Source organism: Streptomyces inhibens (assembly GCF_003389455.1).
GTDB lineage: Bacteria > Actinomycetota > Actinomycetes > Streptomycetales > Streptomycetaceae > Streptomyces > Streptomyces inhibens.
This window is the reverse complement of sequence record NZ_QUAC01000239.1, coordinates 1-22,972: the sequence shown is the minus strand read 5'-3', so window position 1 is coordinate 22,972 and position 22,972 is coordinate 1. Positions and strand designations below refer to the sequence as shown.

Genomic DNA, 22,972 nt, shown 5'->3' with positions numbered 1-22,972 from the left:
CGCCTCCATATCCCCGGCCGGGCGAGGAACCGGGCCGCCGACAGCTACCGCCGTGAGCAAAACCGACGCCCGGGACGCCTTCGTGATCGCCGACCAGGCACGCATGCGCCGGGACCTGCAGCCCCTCCGCACTGGTGACGAGGCAGCTGTCGAGCTGGGGCAGCTGACCGGCCGCCGCACCGATCTGGTGGTCCCGGACGCCGACCTGTGGGACGCAGCGGCTCCCATCGGCGAGGCAGGCCGAACGATGACTGCCTCAGCCGCTGCCGAAGTCAGCGCGAGCGAAAGCAGCCGGAAGCAGCCTGACGGGCAGAAGGCCGGTCAGGCGCCCCGATTGAGGTGCCATCGGGCATGCGACCACCTGGACACGGGACAGCTTCGTCTTCGCCTTCGTCTTCGCCGGGCCGGCGAAGACGGATCAGCCGCCGACGGTCTTGGCCCAGTTCTCACGGACGGTGCGCAGCGCCTTGTTCAGCTGGGCCTCGGTCGGGAACTGCGGTGTGCCCTCGACCGTTGGCAGCCGTGACGCCAGGGCCTTGTTGAGGGTGCCGTTCTTCGCCATGGCGGCCATCAGCACCGGGCGGGCGTAGTCCACGAGGCGGAGGTTCTGGCCTTCCGGACTGTAGAGGTACTCCTCCCACAGTCGCGCCGCGGCCGGGTGGGGGGCGTCCTTGTTGATCGCCTGCGCGTAGTACTGCGAGAAGCTGCCGTCGAAGGGAATGGAGACCTTCCATTTCACGCCCGTCCCGCGGAGCTGGTCGATGTGCTCCAGGTTGAGGTAGTCCCACTCGATGCTGATCGGTGTCTTGCCCTTGGCGATCGCGGCCGGGTTGGGGTCGGCCCGGTTGTAGTTGCCGACCTTGTCGAGCCGGGCGAAGAAGTCGATGCCCGGCTGGATGTTGTCGAACGACCCCCCGTTGGCGAGCGCCGCCGCGTACACGGCGGCGAAGGCCGATCCCGCGATCGTGGGTTGGCCGTGCATCGAGACCAGGCCCTTGTACTCCGGCTGGAGCAGATCTGCGAAGGACTCGGGGCAGGTCCGGACGCGGGCGGCGTCGCAGCCGATGGAGACGTAGCCGCCGTAGTTGTTGTACCAGCGGGCCTTGGCGTCCTTCTGCTCCGGTGGGATCTGGTCGAACTGCGCGACCCGGTAGGGGGCCAGCAGGTGCTGCCGCGCCGCGGACTGGGCGAAGGAATCCCCGAGGTCGAGCACGTCGGGGGCGCGCTCCTGGCCACGGTAGCGCTTGATGGCATCGATCTCCTGCTGGCTGTGGCCGTATGGATTGTCGACGACGACCTTGATGCCGTACTTCTTCTCGAAGCCGTTGATCAGCCCGCCGTAGCTGGCCCACTGGCGCGGCAGCGCGATCGTGTTGAGCCTGCCCTCCCGCTTCGCCGCCTTGATCAGTGCCGCCGTCCCGCCCACCTCCGCGGCGGACCCGGCCCGGGAGGGCGCGACCGGCCGGGTGGTTCTCTCTTCCTGGCAGGCACCGAGACCGAGCACCGCAAGGCCGAGACAGCACAGGAGAGCGCCTGCGCGGACCCGGTGATGTGTAGCCACGACGCCTCCAGCAGGGCCAAGTGGGGGAGCGGTCCGCCGAGCGGGTGGCGGACGCGGACCAGGGCAAGCCATGACGCGGTGCGGTCGCATGGCCCGTACAGCGGCCCCACCGCCAAAGGCGGCGCACGCCCGGAGGTGGGGCGGAACGCCGGCGGGGCCTCGCAGGCTCGCCGAGCGGGCGTCCTCGGCACCCCCGCAGGGCCGCCGACGCCTTGGTACGCGGGTGGTCCTGGCGCCACCCCGCCGCGACGTGTCACTGCCCGAAGATTCTCTCTGCAGCAATGGTCCGAACCAGCGTACTCTGCCCCCTTGCGGGCCTCCGCCAGGACGGTGATCGGGCCAGGTCATAGCGGCGAGTAGGCGCTATGCGCGTATGGAGGCACCACGCTCGCCCCCGGCGCGGGCGCCACGCCACGGCCTCACCACTCCTCGCTGTCCTCCCAACGGCTGAGGAGGTCCTCCTGCGGCTCCTCTTCCGAGGGCAGGGAGTCGGGGCCGACCGCCTGAGCGGCCCAGATCGTCTTGCCCCTGGGGGAGTAGCGGGTGCCCCAGTGTTCGGCGAACTGCGCGACGAGGAAGAGGCCGCGGCCGTCTTCGTCGGTGTCCTTCGCCTGGCGGATGTGCGGGGAGGTGCTGCTGCCGTCGGAGACCTCAGAGATCAGGGTGCTGCGGGTGTGCAGGAGCCGCACGTGGATGGGCTCGGCGCCGTAGCGAATGGCGTTGGTGATCAGTTCACTGAGGATGAGCTCGGTACCGTAGGCGATGTGCTGCAGACCCCAGTCCGTCAACTGGCTGACGCAGGCGTTGCGGACCGGGCCCACCGCCGCCGGGTCGCGGGGCACGTCCCACTCGGCGACGTGAGCCGGGTCCAGCCGCCGGGTCCGGGCCACCAGCAGCGCGACATCGTCGGCGGACCTCGCGGGCAGCAGCGATTGCATGACGGTGGCGCAGGTGTCCTCCGGCGTGCGGTCCGGTCCGGCGAGGGCCGCACGCAGTGTTTCCAGCCCCGCGTCCAGGTCGCGGCTGCGGTTCTCGACCAGCCCGTCCGTGTAGAGCACCAGCCGGGAGCCCTCCGGCAGCGACAGCTCAGCGGTCTCGAAGGGCAGGCTGGTGCCCAGACCCAGCGGCGGGGAGACCGGCGAGTGCAGGAACTCCACCCTCCCGTCGGAGTAGGCCACGGCCGGCGGCAGATGGCCGGCTGTGGCCGCGGTGACCCGCCCGGAGACGGAGTCATAAACGACGTACAGACAGGTGGCGCCGGTGATCGCCGGTCCGTCCTTGGTGTCCTCGTCCTGGACGTCGATGTGGGTCACCAGCTCGTCCAGGTGGCCCAGCAACTCGTCGGGGGAGAGGTCCAGGGCAGAGAAGTTGTGCACGGCGATGCGCAGCCGGCCCATGGTGGCCGCCGCGTGCAGGCCGTGTCCGACCACGTCGCCGATGACGAGCGCCACCCGGGCGCCGGGCAGCGGGATGACGTCGAACCAGTCCCCGCCCACTCCCGCCTGGGCGGGGAGATAGCGGTGCGCCACCTCCAGGGCGTCCTGGTCGGGCAGGCCGCGGGGCATCAGGCTGCGCTGGAGCGTCATCGCCATCGTGCGTTCACGGGTGTAGCGCCGGGCGTTGTCGATCCCCACCGCGGCCCGCCCCGCCAGTTCCTCGGCGAAGGACAGGTCCTCGTCGTCGAACGGAGGGGAGCTCCTCGACCGCCAGAAGTCCACCAGCCCCAGCACCACTCCCCGGGCGCGCAGCGGCACGACCGCCAAGGAATGCACCCCGTGCTCCAGGATGCGTCGGGCGCGTTCCGGGTCCTGGGACCGCCAGTCGGAAGAGCCGGCCAGGTCTGGCTCCACCATGGAGCGGACCTGGTCCACACCCGCCGCCGGGGTGCCCGGGACGAACCGGATCAGCTCGCCGACGGGATAGAGCGGATGGTCCGGCGCCAGGCCGGCGATGGCCGTCCGGCACAGCTCGGCACCCGCCACGACCGGCTCCTCGCCCTTCAGGACCGGGTCCAGCAGCTCGACGGTGACGATGTCGGCGAACCGGGGGACCGCCACCTGCGCCAGTTCCTCGGTGGTGCGCTCGACATTCAGCGTGGAGCCGATCCGTACCCCGGCGTCGTAGAGGAGTCGGAGCCGCTCCCGCGCCACCTCGGCGCGCCCTGACAGCCATCTCAGTTCGGTGGTGTCGCGCAGGGTCACCACGCTTCCCTGGTGGGCTCCGTAGGGGGTGGTGGACCGCTTGTTGACGGCCAGCAGTCTGTCCTGGGCCAGGTGCACCTCGTCGGTGGCGATGCGGTCCGACGCCAGGAGTTCGGCGGTGCGGTGGTCCAGCCCCAGGTCGCCGACATGGCGTCCCTCCGCGTCCGCCGGCAGGTCCAGCAGCCGCCGTGCCTCGTCGTTGGCCAGCAGCAGCCGCCCGTCGTGGCCGAGGATGAGGACGCCCTCCCGCACCGCGTGCAGGACCGCATCGTGATGCTCGTACATCCGGGTCATCTCGGCCGGTCCCAGACCGTGGGTCTGCCGGCGCAGCCGACGGCTCACCAGCCCCGCGCCACCTCCGGCGAGTGCCAGCGCCCCGACTGCGGTGCCCAGGAAGATGGGCAGCTGCTGGTTGACCGATTTCTGCACCTTCTCCACCGTGACCGGTGCGGCGACGATGGCGATGACCTTGCCCGAGGAGTCCTTGACGGGGGCCGCAGAGACCACGGAGAGGCCCAGGGCGCCCTCGAAGGTCCTGGTGAAGGGCTTGCCCCGGGCGGCCTCGGCATACGGGCCGATGACGTGCTTGCCGATCTGTCGCGGGTCGCTGTGGGTGAGGGTGATCCCGTCGAGCTTGTACACGATGATGGCGTCGACGCCGGAGGCCTTCCGGGCCGCCTCGGCGAGCGGCTGGAGCTTCGCGGTCGGATTGTCGCTGTTCAGCGCCTCCTGGAGCCCCCAGGAGTGCGCGAAGGACTCAGCGGCGGCGAGTGTCCGGTGCCGGGCGTCGGTCATGGTGTCCCGCTGGGCCTGGACGACGATGGCCACCACTGCCGCCGCGACGAGCAACACCACGAGCACCAGCTGGAGGAGGAAGACTTCCCGGGCGACGCTGCGCGTGGCCAACGAGGACCGTATGTGCTGCGGACCTCCGGCCCCCGCAGGGCGTTCGTCCTGCTGGTCGCCGGTACCGCTCCCGGCAGGGGTCACACCCGGAAAAGCGGAACGGCCGGGCGCGCGGCTCAGCCAACGCCGGAAACGACCCGAATGTCCGCTCATGATTCACATTTATCCTGCTTTGCCTGGGCGCTGGCAAGGCGTGCTACGGCAGTTGCCCCGCGGGCCGGCGACAGCCGCCAGGCTGCGGCTGCACTGGCCCTCGCCGCCCGACGGCCTGCCAGGGGGCCGGGTCGAGACCACCAGGGTCAAGGCAAAGACGTGGCCACTCCAGGGGTGCCGCAGCACGGCGGCGCGCAAGGCCGCGGGGGGCGTCGGCGAGCTGGGCGCGCCGCTTTGTCGGATGCGCGCGACAATGTTCCCGGTCGACGGTTTGATCAACTGTGCCATCGTGCGGCCGCGCAGCGGGCTGATCGCGAAGGCGCTTCTCGCCAGGAAGAGCCGATGTCATCCGCTCGTCTTCGTCCTTACCCCGGATAGGTAGGCGATGCGCGCGTCTTCGAGCGCGTCATGGCCTGCAGAGGCTTGCCGGCGCTCTCGCAGGTGGACTGCGAGGGACCGGGCGTCGGTCGGGCGGCTCGGAGTCCGCATCAGGCTGACGCGTCACTGGGTGGGTTCGAAGTCGGCCTGTTCGTCGGAGGCAGCTGATGTGTTGACCGGATCGGTTTCGAGGGTGACGAGTTCGGCGATCTGAGCGCGTACGTGGTCCAGCCGGTCGGCGAGCACCCGCCCGACGTGGCCGCACGGGCTCTCGCCGCGGTCGTGCACGCTGAGGATCTGACGCACTTCTGCAAGGGCACGCCTGCGGCCTGGCAGCGGCGGACGAAGTGCAGCCGGTCGGCGGTCTCGGGGCGGCCGTCCCGGGAGATGCCGGCTTTCCGGTAGCCGATTGACGCTTTCACATGCGCGAGCGTCGGAAGACTTGCCTTCACCGCTGAGGGCCGTCGTCGCCTCTACGTCAGCACCGGTACCCCACCGGAGCCAGGCCATGGCTCCGTACAGGACGCCACTTTGGTGGCGATGCGCCCAACCGGTGATGGCCGTAAAATTGTGTCTCAACGCGTGAGACGCGGCCGGCTACGTGACGCTGTAGCGAATTCTTGCTGCCATGCAGTCACATCGAGAGCGCAAGCACATCGAGAGCGCGAGGACAGGCCAATGCGCAACTCGGCAACTCACTGGACCGGATGACATCGGGCCGAGTGGCGGCGATGGGCTGTCCGCACGCGATCGGCGTGAAGGAGTCAATCGTGTCGCACTCCACAGGAACGCGCGTACTTCGGCGAGGTGATGAGGGCTACGAGCAGGCACGCCGAGCGGTCGTATGGCACGCGGGTGCCCCGAATCGCTTTCCCGAGGTGATAGTTCGGGCACGCGATGAGGACGACGTCATGGACGCTGTTCGGCTGGCCCGGGACGAGGACCGGCAGATGGCCGTGTGCTCGGGCCACCACAGTTGGTCCGGCTCGCACCTGCGGGACGGGATCGTGCTGCTGGATCTTGCCGGACTTCGGGACGTGTCGGTCGACTCGGAGGCTATGACAGCAACGCTGCAACCAGGCGTCCGGGGGTCGGAACTCGGTGCGCTGCTCCATGAGCGCGGGCTGTTCTTCCCGGTCGGCCACTGCGAGGGCGTCTGCGTCGGGGGATACCTGCTGCAAGGCGGTTTCGGATGGCGTGGTCGTGAACTCGGTCCCTCATGCATGAGCGTCACCGGTATCGACGTGGTGACGGCGGACGGCAACCACACCTACGCGGACGGCACCAGGAACCCGGACCTGTTCTGGGCCGCGCGCGGCGCCGGACCAGGATTCTTCGGCGTCGTGACCCGGTTCCACGTCAAGCTCTATTCGCTGCAACCCGTCACGCTGACCAGCTTCTACCTCTACCCTCCCGATGTTTGGGAGGAGTACCTGCGATGGTCACGGTTGATCGAACCCACGCTGCCGGCCGAGGTGGAACTGTGGAACCTCATGTACCGCGACGAGTCGGTGAGTTCCGAGGGGCCGGTCATCTCGGTGAGCGCGACGGCGTTCGTCGACACCGAGGAGCGGGCCCGCGAGGAGCTGACCCTCTTCGAGAGATGTCCGGTACGGGATCGAGCGTTGATCGCTGAGGTCAACAGGGCAACGACCACCAGTGAGCTCACGGCGCGCAACACGCACTATCCCCCGGACAGACGCTTCATCGCCGACAACACGTGGACCCACGCCTCGTTCGACGAACTGCTGCCCGGGCTCCGTGCGATCCACCAGGACTTCCCACCGGCCCCCACCCACCTGGTGTGGTTCCCCTGGACTTTGACTCCACAGCGCCCGCCCATGGCGTACTCGGTGGAAGACGAGCTGTACCTCGCTCTCTACGCGGGCTGGGAACACCCGGCCGACGACGAGACCTACCGCCGCTGGGTGACCGAGCGCATGCGTGCCATGGAACCACTCGCCACCGGCATCCAGCTGGCCGATGAGAACCTCATCAACCGGCCCCGGCGTTTCGTCACCGAGGACAGCCTCCACCGTCTCGACGAAATCCGGGCCCGGTACGACCCCGACGGGCGCTTCGTGTCCTGGCTCGGCAGACCCCAGTTCGCGCATGCGCCGTAGCGAGGTGACTCGTCATGGCTGACCGTACGCAGACCACAGGGGCTCCGGCGCGTCCCGCGCTGCCACCGGAAGGCGAGCACGATTTCCTGACCGACCATCCCTTCGACATCGCAACCCACCGGCTCCCGCGGGACGTCCTGGTCGAGCAGGCTGCCATCCCCATGCGAGACGGCGTACGACTGGCAGCGACCGTCTTCCGGCCCGACGCCGGGCCACGGGTTCCGGTGATCACCACCGCGACGCCGTACGGCAAGGACCGGTTCGACCAGTGGAACTATTTCCGGGACGCCCCCGAGGGATCCGTTCCCGGCGGCGGTGGTTTCTACCTCGGGCGGCTGGAGTTCTCCGACCACACCGCGTTCGAGGCCCCCGACCCCGGGTTCTGGGTACCCGGCGGGTATGCCGTCGTACTCGTGGACCTGCCCGGGCGAGGGAAGTCCGAGTCGAACCCGTCCGGCACCCCGGGGCCCGAGGCGCGCTGGTGGGACGTGATGGCCTGGCTGGAACAGCAACCGTGGTGCACCGGCAAGGTCGGGATGAGCGGGGTTTCGGCGCTGTGCGCGACGCAGTGGATCGCGGCCAAGGACGAGGCCCCGCCCCAGCTGAAGGCCATCATCCCGTGGGAGGGCATCAACGAGACGGGTCCCGGAGGCGGCTACGGCGGCATCCCGGAAACGGCGTTCGGCCCCTGGCTGGAGTGGCAGTGGCACCAACCGAACATCAATCCTGACGCCGCGGGGCCGGAACCGTACATCGTCGACTGGAAGTTCGACACCTCCGCCATCATCATCCCGGCGCTGGTCTGCGCCAGTTTCTCCGATCAGGAATTGCACACCTGGGACACCTTCGACGCCTTCACCCGCATACGCAGCCCGCACAAATGGCTGTACAACCACCGCCGGCAGAAGTGGGCTGCCTACTACGGCGCCGAGGAACTGGCTTTGCAGAAGAGGTTCCTCGACCGTTTCCTCAAGGGCGACGAACACGCCATGGACGGCGTGCCGCCGGTTCGCCTCGAAGTCAACACCGACCGCTTCGACCACAAGGTGGTGCACGCCACCTCATGGCCGGTCGAGGGCACCCGGTACGACTCCCTGTACCTGAGCGCCGGCTCCGCCACCATGGCGGTGGAGCCGCCCCCGAGAGCTGCCAGCACGAGCATCGCCCCGGTACCCGCCGGCGACCCGGGCAACCGTGCCGTCTTCGACCACGGTTTCGAGGAGGATACGGACGTGGTGGGGCACATGGCGCTCACCTTGTTCGTGGACGCGGTCGGTAGCGATGACGTCGACCTGTTCGTCGGTGTCGAGAAACTCGACCACCACGGTGACAAGGTGTACTTCTTCAGCGCCTCCGGCGGCAACGCCAACGGACCTGTGTCGCGCGGCTGGTTGCGAGCCTCCCGCCGCGAACTGAACACCGAACGCTCGACACCCTGGCGGCCGGTGCCCTCCTTGACCACCAGATCGCCGCTGTCCCCGGGGCAGATCGTCGAGACCAACATCCCGATCATGCCCTCCGGTACGACGTTCCTTGCCGGGGAGACACTGCGGCTGATCGTTCAGTCCTGGTCCGCGCCCGGCGAGTTCGAGGGCGGCGAAACCCGGCAGTGGGACTCGATCACCACCGGCCGATGCCGCCTGCACACCGGGGGGCAACACCCTTCACGCCTGCTCATCCCCATCGTGAGCTGAGGTCCGACCGATGCGTACGACTCGCGACCCATCACCCCCTCCCATCGGTGTGACCCACGACAGCGAGGCCGGCCTCGCGCGCATCATCATCACCACCAGCAGCACGAGCAAGCAGGCTCGCAACATCCGTCGGCCTCATCGGGGACAAGCTGCCTTTTGTGCTCGCCTTTGCGGATCCAGCCGTAGGCGATGCGCCTTGGGTGGATCCGTTCTGTGCGGCGGTGAGGTGTTGGCGGGCGACGCGGTGGGCGGTGTCCTTGGAGGGCTTGAGCGCCATCACGTACATCATGCGGGCCTTGTGGCGGTCGCTGTCGTTGATGAGGTTCATGCGGCCGCCGGTGGCGGCCGGTGGCCGGGCGCTTGACGTATTTGACGATGTCGATGAGGTCTTCGAGATTTCGGGGTTGGTGGGCGAGCCGGTCGAGGTCGTAGAAGAGCACGCCGTCGATGACGCCGTTGGCCAGGTCGGCGAGGAGTTGGCGGAATTCGGGGCGCAGAGGGAGGGAGAGGCGCGGACGGCGGCCTGTGCACGCGGGGGCGGGGGCGGGGGCGGGGGCGCGGGACGGGCAGGGGCACCGCTTGCTGGGGTGAGCTCAGGCTTGAGGTTCACCAGCTTTGTGGCAGAGGGACACGGCCCACTGCCCGGCCAGCGCCGAGGGGTTCCACTACCAAGGGGTGCTCAGCCAGGTCGGGCAGCGCACCACCGTTGACAGAGCGTGCGCAGCTGCCGCATGACCGACCGGGAGATCACCGCATGCTCCGCGGCGGCCGACAGTTCACCAACCCGCAGAGCCCCTGGAGAGCTCCGAAGCCCGTCGCCTGGACCGAGGGTTGGTGATCGTGGTCGCCGTGGGGTGGTTCCGTCTCAGTCTGGGATGGTGGCTTCGACCAGGGCTGCGGCTACGGTGCGGGCCGCTGTCTCAGCGCTGGGGTCGCGGTCCAGCCAGGCGCTGATCCCGGCGCCGTCGTAGACCAGTACCAGTTGGTGGGCGAGTGACTTCGCGTCCTTGGCGCCCGCCTGCTGGGCGAGGCCGAAGAACAGCTCGTGCAGCCAGGTGCGGTAGTCCTGCGCGGCCTGTTCGACGACACCGCCGGGTGGGGCGTCGGCACTTGCGCTGATGAACGCGCAGCCACGGAACCCCGGCTCGGTGAATGACAGTCCCTGCACCTCGAACGCGCCGACCAGGCGCTCCTTCGGGGTGTCGTAACGGGTCTCGAGTTCGTGTGCCATGCGCTCGGCGGTCGCGGCGTGCCGCGCCTGGAGGTACGCGCGGACCAGGCCGTCCTTGCTGCCAAATGCGCTGTACAGCGTTGCCTTGGCGACTCCGGCGTGCTCGATGACGCGGTCGATCCCGACCGACTGGACACCCTCGGCGTAGAACAGCTCGTTGGCGGCGGCCAGCAGCCGCGCCCGCGCTGCCGCGCTGCGTTCCTTCGGTGACAGCACCTTCTCAGACATACCCGAACAGTAGCAGACAGGTCTGTCTGTCTTCAATTGGTCGCGCCTTCCCATTGACACATCCAGACAGGTCTGTCTAGATTGGAGATGTTGCCAGACAGACAGGTCTGGATAATAATTCGGAAAGGTGCATCCCATGTCTGTGGAGCACGAAAACCTCGACCTGCACCCCATTACTGCCCTGGTCACCGGGGCTACGTCCGGCATCGGCCGGGCGGTCGCCAAGCGGCTCGCTGCCGATGGAATATCTGTCGTCGTGGCCGGCCGCAATGCCCAGCGCGGCGCCGAGACCGTCAACGAGATCACCACCGCCGGCGGCCACGCCCGGTTCGTCGAGGCGGACCTTGAGGACGCGGCCGGCATCGACCGGCTCGCCGCCGAGGCCGGCGAAGTCGACGTCCTGGTCAACAACGCCGGACAAGCCGTCTGGGCGCCGACCGAGGAGATGAAGGTCTCCGAGTACGACGCGATGTTCGCAAGCAATGTCCGCGCAGCGTTCTTCCTCGTCGCCGCGTTCGCCCCGGCGATGGCGGCGAAGGGATCGGGCGCAGTGATCAACATGGGCAGCATGGCCGGCAGCCTCGGCCTGGCCACCGGCGCCGCGTACGGAGCGACCAAGGCCGCGCTGGCGTCGCTGACGCAAGCCTGGACGGCCGAGTACAGCAGCCGCGGCGTCCGCTTCAACACCGTCGCCCCCGGCCCGGTCTACACCCGGCCCGAGGCCCGCGACCTGTTCGACACGCTCGCCGAGACCACCGCGATGAAGCGCGCTGCCGAGCCCGCCGAGATCGCTGAGGCCGTCGCATTCCTCGTCTCGCCGAAGGCCGGCTACATCACCGGCGCGACCATCGCCGTCGACGGCGGCCGCACCGCCATCTGAACCTGCCTGCTCCAAGAGGACAACCCTCATGAGCAACACCGTGTACGGCGTGAGCGTCGCCGCCGACGCCGAGAAACTCGCCCACTTCTGGGCCGAGGACCTCAGACAGGACGTCGCCCCAGGCGCGAGCCCCGAATTCGCCACACTCGACCCGGACGGCGCCACCCCGCGGCTGAGCTTCCACCAGGTCCCCGTGCCGAAGTCGGTGAAAAACCGGCTGCACCTCGACCTCATCAGTCCCGCCTTCGAGGCCGAGTCCCAGCGGCTGATCGCGCTCGGCGCCTCCCGGATCCGCGACGTCCCCCAAGGCTCCGCTCGCTGGACGACGTTCGCCGACCCCGAAGGCAACGAGTTCGATCTCATCGCCGGATGAGAACGGAACGAGGCCGTGGAGTACGCACCGGGCCCGAGCGAACGCTTTCGCGACCAGGTCGCCCGGCACACACGCACAGGAGTTGAAATGAACAAGCCCGTCATTCTGATCACCGGAGCGCTCAGCGGGATCGGCCGCGCCACCGCCGTCGCCTTCGCCAAGAAGGGCGCGAAGGTGGTCGTTGCCGGTCGGCGCGATGAGGCCGGCAAGGCGCTCGCCGAGGAGCTGCGCTCTTTCGGCTCCGAGGCCGAGTTCATCAACGCGGACGTCCGCAAGGAGGATGACATCCGCGCTCTGGTCGACCAGACCGTCGCACGGTTCGGCCGTCTCGATGTCGCGGTGAACAATGCCGGCACCGAAGGCAAGGTCGGCCCGATCACGGACCAGACCGCGGAAACCTATGCCGCGACGTTCGACACGAATGTTCTCGGCGTGATCCTGAGCATGAAGCACGAAGTGCGCGTCATGCAAGGACAGGGCAGCGGAACAATCATCAACATCTCCTCGACCTACGGGCACGAGGGTGCCGCGGGAGCCTCCCTCTATGTCGGCAGCAAGCATGCCGTCGAAGGCATCACCAAGTCCGTGGCGCTCGAGCTCGCCAAGTCTGGAATCCGCGTGAACGGCGTAGCGCCTGGTCCTACAGACACCGGCATGCTGACCCGTTTTACCGGCATACCGGAGAACAAGGCGGCTCTGGTGGCGGATGTTCCGTTGGGTCGCCTCGGCCTCCCGAAGGAGCTTGCCGACGCGATCGTTTTCCTTGCATCGGACGAGGCTTCATTCATCACCGGGCATATCCTCAGCGTCGACGGCGGTCACACCGCCAACTGACCTTTCCGGGCACGGACGTTCGCTCCGCGCCCGGTTGACCCGGTCGTGAGTGGAACAGATAGGCCGATCGGCCTACCCATGACTTCGCGCACAGGAGGCGTTCCAGCAACGTGCGCTCCTCACTTGCCGTGTTCGCCGTGGCGGCCCGCAGTTTCCATCTGGTCACCAACGAATTCCTGCCTCTCGGCCTGCTCAGCACCATTCACCGTGACCTCAACGTCTCCGAGGGAACCGCAGGCACGATGACGACCCCCGGCCTCATGGCGGCCATATCCGCGCCGCTGCTGCCAGTGCTGCTGCGACGGCTCGATCGTGCCTCAGCTGGTGCGGGCCCGGGCCACGCATTCCGGCGGCGGGCAGGCGTAAGAGCAGCGCTTGGTGACCCTCGTGGTGTTCGTGCTCGGCTCAGCGGGTGAGTTTGCTGTCGAGATCGCCGAACTTGACGTTATTCAAGGCGGCACGGATGTCCGCTGTGGCGATGGGGCGAGTTCGAAACCGGGCGCGGCGAACAGTGTGGGTAGGGCGAAAGGGCCAGTTCGCTTACGGCTCCGACGCGACCCTGGACGGCAGCCCGTATGCCTTCGTCCGGCACGCGCTCTGCCGCAACTGTCAGGACAGTTGATCGAGCAGTTCCTGACGGTGCGTGGTGGCCCACGAATCGAGATGGATGGGCTCTCGGCCGAGCAGGTCCTGGACCGTGCTGGTGGTGACCGCGGAGTAGTCCATCCGGCCCTCGTAGGTCTGTCGCGCCCAAATCAGCGTGCTGGCAGCGTACGCGGCGTCCATGTTGGCGGGCGCGGTGTTCAGCCCTGCATCGATCATGCGCTGCAGATCGTCCGGGGTCAGGACCAGCGCGGGGATCTCCCGCCCGAGGGCGGCGGAGAGGACCTCGGCCACCTCAGCGCCGTCGAGGAGATCGGCGGACAGGTAGTAATCCTTACCCGCATGCGTCTTGGGGCCTTCGGCCAGGACCTTGGCCACGACCGCCGCGATGTCGTCGTTGGCGATCCAACCGACCCGCTTGTCGCCCATCGGCCACACCATCTGGCCGTCGCGCAGCCGGTTGATGCCCAGCAGGTTCTCCATGAACACGTGCGGATGCACATTCGCCCAGGCCAGCGTGGAGCCCGCGATATAGCGCTCCACCAGTTCGTGCCACGCGAAGTGCGGGTCGGTGGACCGCCCGTCGCTGAACACGCCCAGGTGCACCAGGAAGCCGACGCCGGCGTCCTCGGCGGCGTCCACCAGCGTCTTGGTCTGGTGGTTCATCGCCGAGGTGTATCCGGTCATCAGGAATACCCGGTCGATGCCCTCCAGCGCGCCGGGGAAGGTGTCGGGGTCATCGAGATCGATGCGGACCGCTTCCTTCCCCTCCTCGTTCCACTGCTCCACGGTCGCCTTGCTGCGTGAAGCACGCACCGGAACTGCTTGGCCGGCTGTCGCCTCCAGCGTCCTCACGACTGCCGCTCCAGTGCGGCCGGTGGCCCCGAGGACCAGCGCCCGCGGGACGTTTGCGTTCCGCATCTGTCTCTCCTTGGCCTCATACGACAGCAATCACCGAGGTGGCTGTGGAGTGGTCCCGTGATGGCTTCGGTGGTGTGTGCGGTGGAAAACTCCATCGAAGCCGGCCGTACGCCTTTTACGGTCGTCGGTGGCGCAGGAGGGAACGCCGCCCTGGAGCGCCGTCAGGGCGCGGGGCGTCGCAGTCGGCGGCCCAGGAGGACGGCTCCTGCGCCCGCGATCAACGAGGCGGCGGTGATGCCGGTGAGTGCGGTCTCGGCTCGGGCGTCGTGGGTAGATCCCGTGGCGGGTAGCGAGGGCCGGGCGGATTCGGCTGCCGTGGCGGCTTGGAGGACGAGGTCGGTGACCGCTTCGGGGTGGGAGATCATGGCCACGTGGGAGGAGTCGATTTCCACCGTGTGTGAACCCGCGCGCTTCGCCTCGAAGCGTTCCTGGTCGGGGTTGATGGTCCTGTCCTGTTTCGCGATGAGGAACCACGATGGGATGTGTTTCCAGGCGGCCGCCTTGGCCTTCTCCGAGAACGCGGTCGTTGCCGCGGGTCGTTGGGTCACCGCCAGGACCCTCGTGGTGCTCTCCGGCAGGTCGGCGGCGAAGACCTGGTGGAGCCTGTCGGGCTTGAGGTAGAGGTCGGTCCCGCCGGCGCCGCCGCCGGCCCGGTAGGGAACGGACTTCGTGGCGGTGCCGAGTTCGCTGGGGAACCTGGCGGCCAGGGACATGCCGCTCTCGCCCACGTCGGGCATCAGTGCCGATACGTACACCAGGGACTTCACCCGGGGGTTGCCGGCGGCGGCCGAGCTGATCAGGGCGCCGCCGTACGAGTGGCCCACCAGCACGATCGGACCCTTGATGCTGTCCAGCACGGAGGCGATGTAGGTGGAGTCGTTGTACAGCCCGCGTAGCGGGTTGGCGGGGGCGATGACGGTGTAGCCGCGGCGTTCGAGCCGCTCGACGACCCCGTTCCAGCTGGAGGCGTCCGCGAACGCCCCGTGCACCAGCACGATGGTGGGTTTGGTCGTGGTCGTGCCGCCGTCCGTGGCGGCAGGGGCTGCCACGGACGTGCACAGGGCCATGGTGCACCCGGCCGCGATGACGTGTGTGCGACGTATTCGGCGCCGTGAGCCGGGGACCGGAAATGCTGCCATGTGGTTCTCGCCTTCCGTGAGACCTACGGCACCTGAGTGTTCACCCCTCCGCACCGGCAGGCGCGGCCACGCACTCCAGCCGGGTCACAAAAGTGGGCTATGGGGGTGAATGCCAGAGTCAGCAGGTTTCCAAAACCTACGTCGTGAGCTGTGTGTATTCCGACGACCGTCCAGCGGCGTGCGCAGAACGCTGGCTCGACTGGCTTTCCGTCGCAGAAACCGTGCCACTGCGCGAACTTCCGTTCGCCTCGGGGGGAGTCACTCACTGGATCAGGTCGCCACCAGCCCTGAGCCATCGGCCATCGCGATCCGTGAACATGGGCCCACCTGAGGTGTTCTTAGGGCCTGGGCACAGGACCGCCGCTCGGCGCTCTAATTCGCCATTGGGCGTGGGAATATCGGCTCGAACTGATCTCCCCGAACTAAGATGTTCGCAGCATCCGGGATGAACTCGAACCATCCGACCAGTCATACTTGAGAATTTCGGGAGTAGCGACTATGGGTAAGTTGCAGGGAAAGGTGGCGGTCATCACCGGCGGCACCGCGGGGATCGGACTGGCCACAGCGAAGCTCTTCGTCAGAGAGGGTGCTTATGTCTTCATCACGGGCCGCCGCCAGAAAGAACTCGATGAAGGCGTGAAGGCAATCGGTGGCAACGTATCCGGCGTTCAGGGTGACGTCGCCGAACTGGCAGACCTTGACCGCCTCTACGAGACCGTCAAGGCAAAGGGGCGAATCGATATCGTTTTCGCCAACGCCGGTCTAGGCGAGTTCGCCTCGTTGGAAGACGTCACGGAAGAGCACTTCGACAAAATCTTCAACATCAACGTGAAGGGGGCGCTCTTCACGGTGCAAAAGGCCCTGCCGCTATTGAATGATGGCGCCTCCATCATTCTCGCGGGCTCCGTTGCGAGCGTCAAAGGAACCCCCGCGTTCTCGGTCTACGGTGCGAGTAAGGCTGCCATCCGAAATTTCGTCCGAGGGTGGACGGTGGAGCTGAAGGATCGCCGCATCCGGTGCAACGTCCTCAGCCCTGGCCCGATCGAAACGCCGCTTGTGGCTGTGCAACCTCAAGAAGCCATCGCGAAGATTGCGTCCACTATTCCGATGGGCCGTATGGGGGAGCCCGACGAAGTTGCCAAGGCGGCGCTTTTTCTGGCCTCGGATGACTCCAGCTTCGTCACAGGAATCGAACTGTTCGTTGATGGCGGCCGAGCGCAAATCTAATACCACAACGGCGCATCTGACAGTGTTGTTCAGTTCGGGGCCCGTCGCGACCACATGCCGGCGTAGAGCTTCCAGATCAGACCCGCTCCCCAAGAGAGGGATACAGGCGAGTGCCTATCGAGTCGCGCCGGTGGCCGCCGCCGGTGGACCGCTCGAGACCGTCGATCGTGAAGTGCCACAACCGGCCCCGAACACGTACGGGTTGCCGTGGGCGTCCGCGGAATCTGCCACAGCCACAGTGTTTTCGTGACCGTCGAGTTCCCGCCCAGCTCAGAGACCCGGGCGTAAGTCTGGGAGGTGGGGATTCGCTTCTCTCCAAGGAGCCTGACCGATGGACGTGTCCTGCCATTTCGCCACATCTCTGCACTCTCCCGAACACATCGCCATCGCCGAGCAGTTGGGCTACCACCGCGCCTGGCTCCACGACACCCCCGCCCAAAGCCCCGATGTCTGGGCGATGCTTGCGCTGGCCGCCGAACGCACCCACCGCATCGGCCTCGCCCCCGGTGTCCTCGTCCCGACGCTGCGCCATCCGATGGTCAACGCCTCCGGCGCCGCCACCCTCGCCGCTCTCGCACCCGGCCGAGTGGCCCTCGCCTTCGGCACCGGGTTCAACGGCACGCGCGCCCTCGGCGCACCCCCGGCCACCTGGTCCTACCTCAGCGCGTACGTCCGGACGGTACGCGGTCTACTGCGCGGTGACACCGTGGAATGGGACGGCGCCCCCATGCGCATGATGCATCCCGGCGCGAACGCACCGCAGCGACCCATCGACATCCCTGCACTGGTATCCGCTCTCGGCCCCAAAGGTCTCGCTGTCACCCACGAGATCGCTGACGGCCTCTTCAGCGTCAATGGCGAAACCGCCCACGCCCACGAATTCACCTGGGCCGCCCTAGGCATCCACGGCACCGTCCTGAGCGAGGACGAACCACTCGACTCCCCCCGCGTCCGCGCCGCCGCCGGCCCCGGTAACGCACTGGCCTATCATGCCGCCTACGAATTCGGCGGCGACCCCACCACCCTGCCCGGTGGGCAAGCCTGGCTCGACGCCGTCACCGCCCACCCCCGCACCGAACGCCACCTCGCCGTACACGATCAGCACCTCACCGACCTCAACGCAGCGGACAACGCCGCCTGGAACGGAGGAAGCTGGCAGGCAATCACCTCCACCACCGTCACCGGAACCCCCGACCGTATCCGCCACCAGCTCAGCGCCTACGCACGAGACGGCATCACCGAAATCGTCTACCAGCCCACCGGCCCAGACATCCCCGGCGAACTCGAACACTTCATCGCCATCGCCCGCGACGTATAGGTGAATTGCCGGTCGTTGCGGGGCAGGGGGTGATCGCGCTTACGGTGATTTTGCGGCAGCCGCGCACGCCGTGCCAGACGCACTGCCCGCAGCGGCCCCGCATCCCCACCAGGTTCGGCTCGCCGAACCCGACGGAGATCGCGGAAGAAGCTTGGGAAGATGGCATCTCGCGGATGCTTTCTCGATCTGCGTATGTGGAACCGTAGGAAGCCCCGTCGTTCCAGTTCACTGGGCATACGTGTCTTCATGTTCAGCCCCTGGACCGACTATTGACCGGTGGATCGAGGCTAAAAACTCCTATCGGAATGAGTTCAGGCGTCGCCAGCAGTTCAGCGCGCATCCGAAGGTGAGGAAGGCTTCGTGGATGTCGTCGCGTCTCTCCCAGCGGATCCCCAGGCGGCGGAACCAGAGCCGGTGGGCGAATGCTCGCTCCACGACCCAGTGTTGTGTGCCTAATACTCCAGTCGTAGATCGTTATGTGCCCTGGTCTTGGAGCTGTCTGCAAAACCAGGTGGCCTCAGCGGACCATCTGGGTAAGGTCGGGCAATGCCCAAGCTGAAGCCGCTGCATGCTGGCCATGCCCCGGCGGTCCTGGCCTTCGAGCTGGCGAACCGCGCCTACTTCGCTGCCTCGGTCCCGGACCGCGGCGACGACTTCTTCGACCAGTTCGCCGACCGGTACAACGCCTTGCTGACTGAGCAGGAGGCCGGAATCTGCGCCTTCTACGTGCTCGTCGCCGAGGACGGCTCGGTACTCGGCAGGTTCAATCTGGTCGACATCGAGGACCACACTGCGGATCTCGGCTACCGGGTCGCGCAGCACATCGCCGGCCGCGGCGTCGCGACCGCGACCGTCCGGGAGCTGTGCCAGCTGGGGGCGGCCCAGCACGGGCTGCGCATGCTGCGGGCAGCCACGGCCCGCCAGAATGCCGCGTCTCAGAAGGTGCTGGCCAAAGCAGGGTTCGTCTCTGTCGGCCCGGCCGACCCTGCCCACCTCAGCGGTGAGCCAGGCACCTGGTATCAGCGCGACCTGGTGATCCAGCCGTACAGCGCGATCTTGCCTGAGGACCGGCTGCGGGAAGGCCGCGGCCACCGCTGATCATTGGTGCGTGAAGACTAACGATCTTGCGGTGGCCGCTGGTCACAGCGTAGACCCTGCCTGCTGGCAGGAGGCGTTCGAGGGCCTGATGGGCCGGACAGCGGGCCGGTTCGCGCGGGTCGAGCCCCGGCGCCGGGTGAAGGACTTCGTGCTCGGGCTGCTGTCGGACCTGCCGCGCAAAAACTGCTGGACGATCGCGGAGTGGGCCGGGGAGACCAGCCCGGACAGCATGCAGCACCTGATCGGCCGGGCCACATGGGACGCCGACGCCGTGCGCGATGATGTGCGGGAGTATGCGGTGGAGCACCTGCACGACGACGCAGTCCTGGTGGTCGACGAAACCGGAGACCTGAAGAAGGGCACCCGCACCGTCGGGGTCCAGCGTCAGTACACCGGCACGGCGGGCAGAATCGAGAACTCCCAGGTCGCGGTCTACCTCGTCTACGCGGGCAGACGCGGGCACGCGACGGTGGACCGCGAGCTGTACGTACCGCGCTCGTGGACCACCGACCCGGACCGCTGCCGGGCCGCCGGACTCGGCGACCAGACCGTCTTCGCCACCAAACCGGAGCTGGCCATCCGCATGATCGGTCGGTTCCTGGACGCCGGGCACCGCGTGAGCTGGGTCGCAGGCGACGAGGTCTACGGCGGCAACCCGAAGCTGCGGGCCGCGCTGGAAGCGCGCGGGGTCGGCTACGTGCTCGCCGTCGCCTGTTCCCATGAAGTCGCCACCAGCGCGGGGAAGTTCCGCGCGGACGCCCTGGCCGCGAAGGTCCCCAAGTGGGCCTGGCAGAAGCTGTCGGCCGGAGCTGGCGCCAAGGGGCACCGTTTCTACGACTGGGCCGTCATCGACCTGGCCGAACCCCGATCCGGCAGCCACCAGCTGCTGATCCGCCGCAACCGCACCACCAGTGAACTGGCCTACTACCGCTGCTGGTCGCCGGCCCCGGTGCCGCTGGCCACGCTGGTGCGCGTCGCCGGGTCGAGATGGCGGGTGGAGGAGACTTTCCAGGCAGGAAAGGGCCTGGCCGGACTGGACGAACACCAAGTCCGCCGCTTCACCTCGTGGTCCCGCTGGGTCACCCTGGCCATGCTCGCTCACGCCTTCCTCGCTGTCGTCCGTGCTGACGAACACGCCCGCCATCCCGCCCCGGACGGACTGATCCCGCTCACCTGCAACGAGATCCAGCGGCTGTTCACAGCATTCGTCCGGCCCATGTGCGACGTGGCTCACCGGCTCGGCTGGTCCGCCTGGCGACGCCGCCATCAGGCCCGAGCCAGGGCCAGCCATTACCGCCGACAGGCCGCGAATCAGACATGAAGATCACGATCTACGACTGGAGTACTAGTCCGGAGCCGTGCTCGGTGCCCCGGCGGGCGATCAGCGGCTCCACACCGAGATCCCAGACCAGGCGGGGTACTTGTCGTGGTCATAGCCGCGGTCGCCCAGCACCACGTCCGGGCGGCGCCGGCAGGTCGTGCCCGAGCCGAAGCCGAGTTCCTGTGGCAGGTGTTCCCAGGCGATCCCGGTGTGCAGTACGCACAGGATGCCCTGGAACACCAGCCGGTCAGGATGCCGCTTGCGCCCGGGGTGCCGGGCCCGACGCTCGACCTTGGGCAGCAGTGGATCGATCACCACCCACAGCTCGTCGTCGACTTCCCATGGCTTCCCGAGCCACCCAGACCCCCGGATCATGAGTCCCGGAGTGATCCCACCACCTTGAAGATCATTTTGTTGGAACTCCTAACAGAACGATCCTGGAGGCCGGTGCTGTTGCTCGCCGGTGCGTACGACGTCGGGCTGCTGCCGTGGAACTCCGCGGAGTATGCCGATTTCTTCGGGCATGCCAAGTTGGCGGTGCAGCCCGGCGCCGGGCACTGTCCCTGGCTCGACGATCCCGCGTGGTTCACGCGGACATGGGCGGCCTTTCTTGGCTGACGGCGTCGAGCAGCAGTTTCGCGGCCACCGTCGCCCCGTCGGTGCGGAACGTGTCGGCCACGGCGGTTGCTCGTGCGTGGGTCTCGGGGGTCAGGGCCGTCTTGAGCGCGGCTGACAGGGACTCGGTGGTCGGAGTCGGACCGTCGTGTGCCGCGCCGATGCCCAGGTCGGCCACCCGGCTGGCGAAATATGGCTGGTCCGCCCCCTGGGGTACCACCACCTGAGGCGCGCCGGCCCAGGTGGCCGTCGTCGTCGTGCCCGCGCCGCCGTGGTGCACGACGGCGGCCACCCGGCGAAACAGTGCCTGATGGTTGACCTCGCCGACGACGAAGCAGTCGTCCTGGTCGTCGATCAGGGCCAGGTCGGCCCAGCCGCGGGAGATGACTGCGCGGCGGCCCTGCGCACGGATCGCCTCGATGACCACCCGGGCGACGTCCTTCGGATCGCGCATGGGAATGCTGCCGAAGCCCACATACACCGGTGGAGTGCCGGCATCCAGGAACGCCACCAACTCGGCGGGGAGCGGGCGTTCGTCCGGCAGGACCCACGCGCCGGTCTGCACCACGTCGAGGTCCGCCGGCTCCTGCCACGGGGCCAGGACCGGGTCCGTGGCCAGCCACGGCTGGTCGGTGAAGACGTGGTCGCGGACGTTGTCCAATGGCGGCAGGCCGATCGACACCCGGTGGGTATTGATCGCCTCGCCGAACACCGCCTGCGCGTCCTGGGCGTCCCGGTCCCACAGCACTCGGTTGTCGGTCACGTCCGATGGGAGCGGCCGGCCCGGCCGCGGCATCGGCGGGTGGTGCGGCGACGGCAGGCTGACCGGCTGGTAACTCGCGTACACGTAGCGGATGCCCAGTTTCTCGGCGACCGACTTCACGCCGGCCGCGGCCGGCACGAGGCCGGTCGCCAGCAGCACATCACACCCCTCGGCCGCCACGGTGACCTTGTCATAAAACGCGGCGACCAAATCTGCCGCGCGCCGGGGCACGTCTGCCGCCGACGGCGGCGTCTTCCCGGTCACCAACTCGCGCACCGACTGGCCGGTCGGCACCATCTCCACGCCGACCTCGGCCAGCCGCTTCGCGAACTCCTCGTCCGGCGGCGCACACACCCGCACCTCCGCGCCGAGTTCCCGCAACCGCACCGCGAGTCCCACCAGCGGCTCGACGCCCCCGCGCGAATCATAGGCCGCCAACAACACACGCATTTCGTACTCCCACTTCCGAAGATCTTGCCTCAGCCGGAGATTCTGCGGCACGCCCCGGGCCTTGCCGCAAGCCCCCCGGTGCGCTATACATTGAGCGTGGAAAGGAGTGAGTGCTCCCCCTTTCCCTTTATCGTCCGCAGTGGACGGATAACCTCCTCGTGAAACGGCGGCGCGCCGCGTACGGCGGTACCGTCGGCCCAGGAGGATCTCCCATGCATCACACGCCGTCTCAAGGACTCCTGGCGCAGTGAGTTCAGGCGTCGCCAGCAGATCAGCGTGCATCCGAGGGTGAGGAACGCTTCGTGGATGTCGTCGCGTCTCTCTCAACGGATCTGCAGGCGGCGGAACCAGTGCAGGTGAGCGAACGCCCGCTCCACAACCCAGTCCACCGGTTTCGGCAAGCAGGTCTATCGCCGCAGGAAGGAGGCAGAGCGAACGATCGATGCGCTCAAGGCATCCCGCGCTGTGGCCATGCGATCTGACAAGAGGGCCGATGTCTTTCATAGCACTGTCACTGGCATTGTCACCGTCGCCGCGATCCGGCTGTGGCTCCGACCATGAGGGAACGCGACAGATCTTCGTTTGTCAGTGGTGCCAGGGGAGTTGGAGGGGCACAGCCGGAAGGCGCCCGGCGAGCAGCTCGGCTACCAGGTCGGCCAGGTTGAGCGGGTAGATGGTCTCGCGGCTGGAGGCCAGTTCATCCACCGTCCACCAGCGGTGCCCCGCGAGGTACTTGTGCTCGTGCTCCTCCTGGCCGCCGATCTCGATCTGGTGGGTCGTGACTTGGTAGTGAAAGAAGACGTCCTGGAAGAGCCCTTCAGCCCAGCCGAGATCGGCATGTCCTGATGTCTCCGCGATCGGTGAGCCGAGGGCTAGATGAGTGAGTCCGATGTCTGTGCTGGCCGCGACCATGGTGAAGGGCGCCCGTTGGCTCGTGTGTGACTACCAGCCTGGA

General features: G+C 67.8%; 19 protein-coding genes and 6 pseudogenes. 12 read left to right on the top strand and 13 right to left on the bottom strand.

Annotation, left to right across the window (positions count from 1 at the left end):
* Positions 1 to 3: 3 nt before the first annotated feature.
* A pseudogene (locus DY245_RS48460) lies at positions 4 to 190 on the top strand (IS110 family transposase); the annotation flags it as partial.
* Positions 191 to 418: 228 nt separating this feature from the next.
* Here the strand turns inward: DY245_RS48460 and DY245_RS30765 are convergent.
* The 3 genes from DY245_RS30765 to DY245_RS45430 form a co-directional block, all read right to left on the bottom strand.
* The gene (locus DY245_RS30765) at positions 419 to 1,561 is read right to left on the bottom strand and encodes an ABC transporter substrate-binding protein (protein ID WP_128510473.1); all 1,143 of its coding nucleotides are present in this window, start codon (positions 1,559 to 1,561) and stop codon (positions 419 to 421) included.
* Between the two features lie 419 nt (positions 1,562 to 1,980).
* Positions 1,981 to 4,821 (bottom strand): SpoIIE family protein phosphatase, encoded by a 2,841-nt coding sequence (locus DY245_RS30760; protein WP_128510472.1) that lies wholly within the window; start codon positions 4,819 to 4,821, stop codon positions 1,981 to 1,983.
* Between the two features lie 501 nt (positions 4,822 to 5,322).
* Positions 5,323 to 5,505: a MerR family DNA-binding protein gene (locus tag DY245_RS45430; protein ID WP_220377968.1), complete on the bottom strand. Its 183-nt coding sequence runs from the start codon at positions 5,503 to 5,505 to the stop codon at positions 5,323 to 5,325.
* Positions 5,506 to 5,906: 401 nt separating this feature from the next.
* On the opposite strand from DY245_RS45430, the gene DY245_RS30750 reads away from it, so the two are divergent.
* A complete protein-coding gene (locus tag DY245_RS30750) occupies positions 5,907 to 7,322 on the top strand; it encodes an FAD-binding oxidoreductase (protein ID WP_342354228.1) in 1,416 nt (471 codons plus the stop codon).
* Positions 7,323 to 7,336: 14 nt separating this feature from the next.
* A complete protein-coding gene (locus DY245_RS30745; protein WP_128510471.1) occupies positions 7,337 to 9,016 on the top strand; it encodes a CocE/NonD family hydrolase in 1,680 nt (559 codons plus the stop codon).
* 31 nt (positions 9,017 to 9,047) lie between these two features.
* On the opposite strand, the gene DY245_RS47000 is transcribed toward DY245_RS30745, so the two are convergent.
* The 3 genes and pseudogenes from DY245_RS47000 to DY245_RS30735 form a co-directional block, all read right to left on the bottom strand.
* Positions 9,048 to 9,344 (bottom strand): hypothetical protein, encoded by a 297-nt coding sequence (locus DY245_RS47000; protein ID WP_244943372.1) that lies wholly within the window; start codon positions 9,342 to 9,344, stop codon positions 9,048 to 9,050.
* Between the two features lie 43 nt (positions 9,345 to 9,387).
* Positions 9,388 to 9,513: pseudogene (locus DY245_RS48455) on the bottom strand (recombinase family protein); the annotation flags it as partial.
* Between the two features lie 368 nt (positions 9,514 to 9,881).
* On the bottom strand, positions 9,882 to 10,475 hold the full coding sequence (locus tag DY245_RS30735; RefSeq protein WP_128510470.1) for a TetR/AcrR family transcriptional regulator: 594 nt from the start codon (positions 10,473 to 10,475) through the stop codon (positions 9,882 to 9,884).
* 136 nt (positions 10,476 to 10,611) lie between these two features.
* Here DY245_RS30735 and DY245_RS30730 point away from each other — a divergent pair, with 136 nt between their 5' ends.
* From DY245_RS30730 to DY245_RS30720, 3 genes are all read left to right on the top strand, one after another.
* Positions 10,612 to 11,355, top strand: a complete 744-nt coding sequence (locus DY245_RS30730) for an SDR family NAD(P)-dependent oxidoreductase (RefSeq protein WP_128510469.1) — start codon at positions 10,612 to 10,614, stop codon at positions 11,353 to 11,355.
* Between the two features lie 28 nt (positions 11,356 to 11,383).
* Positions 11,384 to 11,728: a VOC family protein gene (locus DY245_RS30725; protein WP_128510468.1), complete on the top strand. Its 345-nt coding sequence runs from the start codon at positions 11,384 to 11,386 to the stop codon at positions 11,726 to 11,728.
* Positions 11,729 to 11,815: 87 nt separating this feature from the next.
* Positions 11,816 to 12,562: an SDR family NAD(P)-dependent oxidoreductase gene (locus tag DY245_RS30720; protein WP_128510467.1), complete on the top strand. Its 747-nt coding sequence runs from the start codon at positions 11,816 to 11,818 to the stop codon at positions 12,560 to 12,562.
* Positions 12,563 to 13,171: 609 nt separating this feature from the next.
* Here the strand turns inward: DY245_RS30720 and DY245_RS30715 are convergent.
* Complete coding sequence (locus DY245_RS30715) at positions 13,172 to 14,086, bottom strand: NmrA family NAD(P)-binding protein (RefSeq protein ID WP_128510466.1); 915 nt, start codon at positions 14,084 to 14,086, stop codon at positions 13,172 to 13,174.
* A 161-nt stretch (positions 14,087 to 14,247) separates the two neighbouring features.
* Positions 14,248 to 15,225, bottom strand: a complete 978-nt coding sequence (locus tag DY245_RS30710; protein ID WP_181923950.1) for an alpha/beta fold hydrolase — start codon at positions 15,223 to 15,225, stop codon at positions 14,248 to 14,250.
* Between the two features lie 498 nt (positions 15,226 to 15,723).
* Here DY245_RS30710 and DY245_RS30705 point away from each other — a divergent pair, with 498 nt between their 5' ends.
* Together DY245_RS30705 and DY245_RS30700 are read left to right on the top strand one after the other, a co-directional pair.
* Positions 15,724 to 16,452 (top strand): glucose 1-dehydrogenase, encoded by a 729-nt coding sequence (locus DY245_RS30705; protein WP_128510465.1) that lies wholly within the window; start codon positions 15,724 to 15,726, stop codon positions 16,450 to 16,452.
* A gap of 331 nt (positions 16,453 to 16,783) precedes the next feature.
* On the top strand, positions 16,784 to 17,770 hold the full coding sequence (locus tag DY245_RS30700; protein ID WP_128510464.1) for an LLM class flavin-dependent oxidoreductase: 987 nt from the start codon (positions 16,784 to 16,786) through the stop codon (positions 17,768 to 17,770).
* Between the two features lie 297 nt (positions 17,771 to 18,067).
* On the opposite strand, the pseudogene DY245_RS46995 reads toward DY245_RS30700, so the two are convergent.
* Positions 18,068 to 18,226: pseudogene (locus DY245_RS46995) on the bottom strand (IS5/IS1182 family transposase); the annotation flags it as partial.
* A gap of 90 nt (positions 18,227 to 18,316) precedes the next feature.
* Here DY245_RS46995 and DY245_RS30690 point away from each other — a divergent pair.
* The gene (locus DY245_RS30690) at positions 18,317 to 18,868 is read left to right on the top strand and encodes a GNAT family N-acetyltransferase (protein ID WP_128510463.1); all 552 of its coding nucleotides are present in this window, start codon (positions 18,317 to 18,319) and stop codon (positions 18,866 to 18,868) included.
* 88 nt (positions 18,869 to 18,956) lie between these two features.
* Positions 18,957 to 20,189, top strand: a complete 1,233-nt coding sequence (locus DY245_RS30685) for an IS701 family transposase (protein WP_128510480.1) — start codon at positions 18,957 to 18,959, stop codon at positions 20,187 to 20,189.
* Between the two features lie 141 nt (positions 20,190 to 20,330).
* Here DY245_RS30685 and DY245_RS30680 read toward each other — a convergent pair.
* Positions 20,331 to 20,564: pseudogene (locus tag DY245_RS30680) on the bottom strand (transposase); the annotation flags it as partial.
* Positions 20,565 to 20,588: 24 nt separating this feature from the next.
* On the opposite strand from DY245_RS30680, the gene DY245_RS44800 reads away from it, so the two are divergent.
* Positions 20,589 to 20,807, top strand: coding sequence for an alpha/beta fold hydrolase family protein (locus DY245_RS44800; protein WP_181923949.1), 219 nt, complete (start codon positions 20,589 to 20,591; stop codon positions 20,805 to 20,807).
* Here the strand turns inward: DY245_RS44800 and DY245_RS30670 are convergent.
* Together DY245_RS30670 and DY245_RS30665 are read right to left on the bottom strand one after the other, a co-directional pair.
* Positions 20,776 to 22,017: a glycosyltransferase gene (locus tag DY245_RS30670; protein WP_128510479.1), complete on the bottom strand. Its 1,242-nt coding sequence runs from the start codon at positions 22,015 to 22,017 to the stop codon at positions 20,776 to 20,778. The genes DY245_RS44800 and DY245_RS30670 overlap by 32 nt on opposite strands.
* Positions 22,018 to 22,280: 263 nt before the next feature.
* A pseudogene (locus DY245_RS30665) lies at positions 22,281 to 22,400 on the bottom strand (IS5/IS1182 family transposase); the annotation flags it as partial.
* Positions 22,401 to 22,404: 4 nt separating this feature from the next.
* Between DY245_RS30665 and DY245_RS30660 the strand changes: the two are divergent.
* A pseudogene (locus tag DY245_RS30660) lies at positions 22,405 to 22,578 on the top strand (IS5/IS1182 family transposase); the annotation flags it as partial.
* Between the two features lie 24 nt (positions 22,579 to 22,602).
* On the opposite strand, the gene DY245_RS30655 reads toward DY245_RS30660, so the two are convergent.
* Entirely contained in the window at positions 22,603 to 22,929 is a 327-nt protein-coding gene (locus tag DY245_RS30655; protein ID WP_128510462.1) for an NUDIX hydrolase, read from the bottom strand.
* Positions 22,930 to 22,972: the final 43 nt, after the last annotated feature.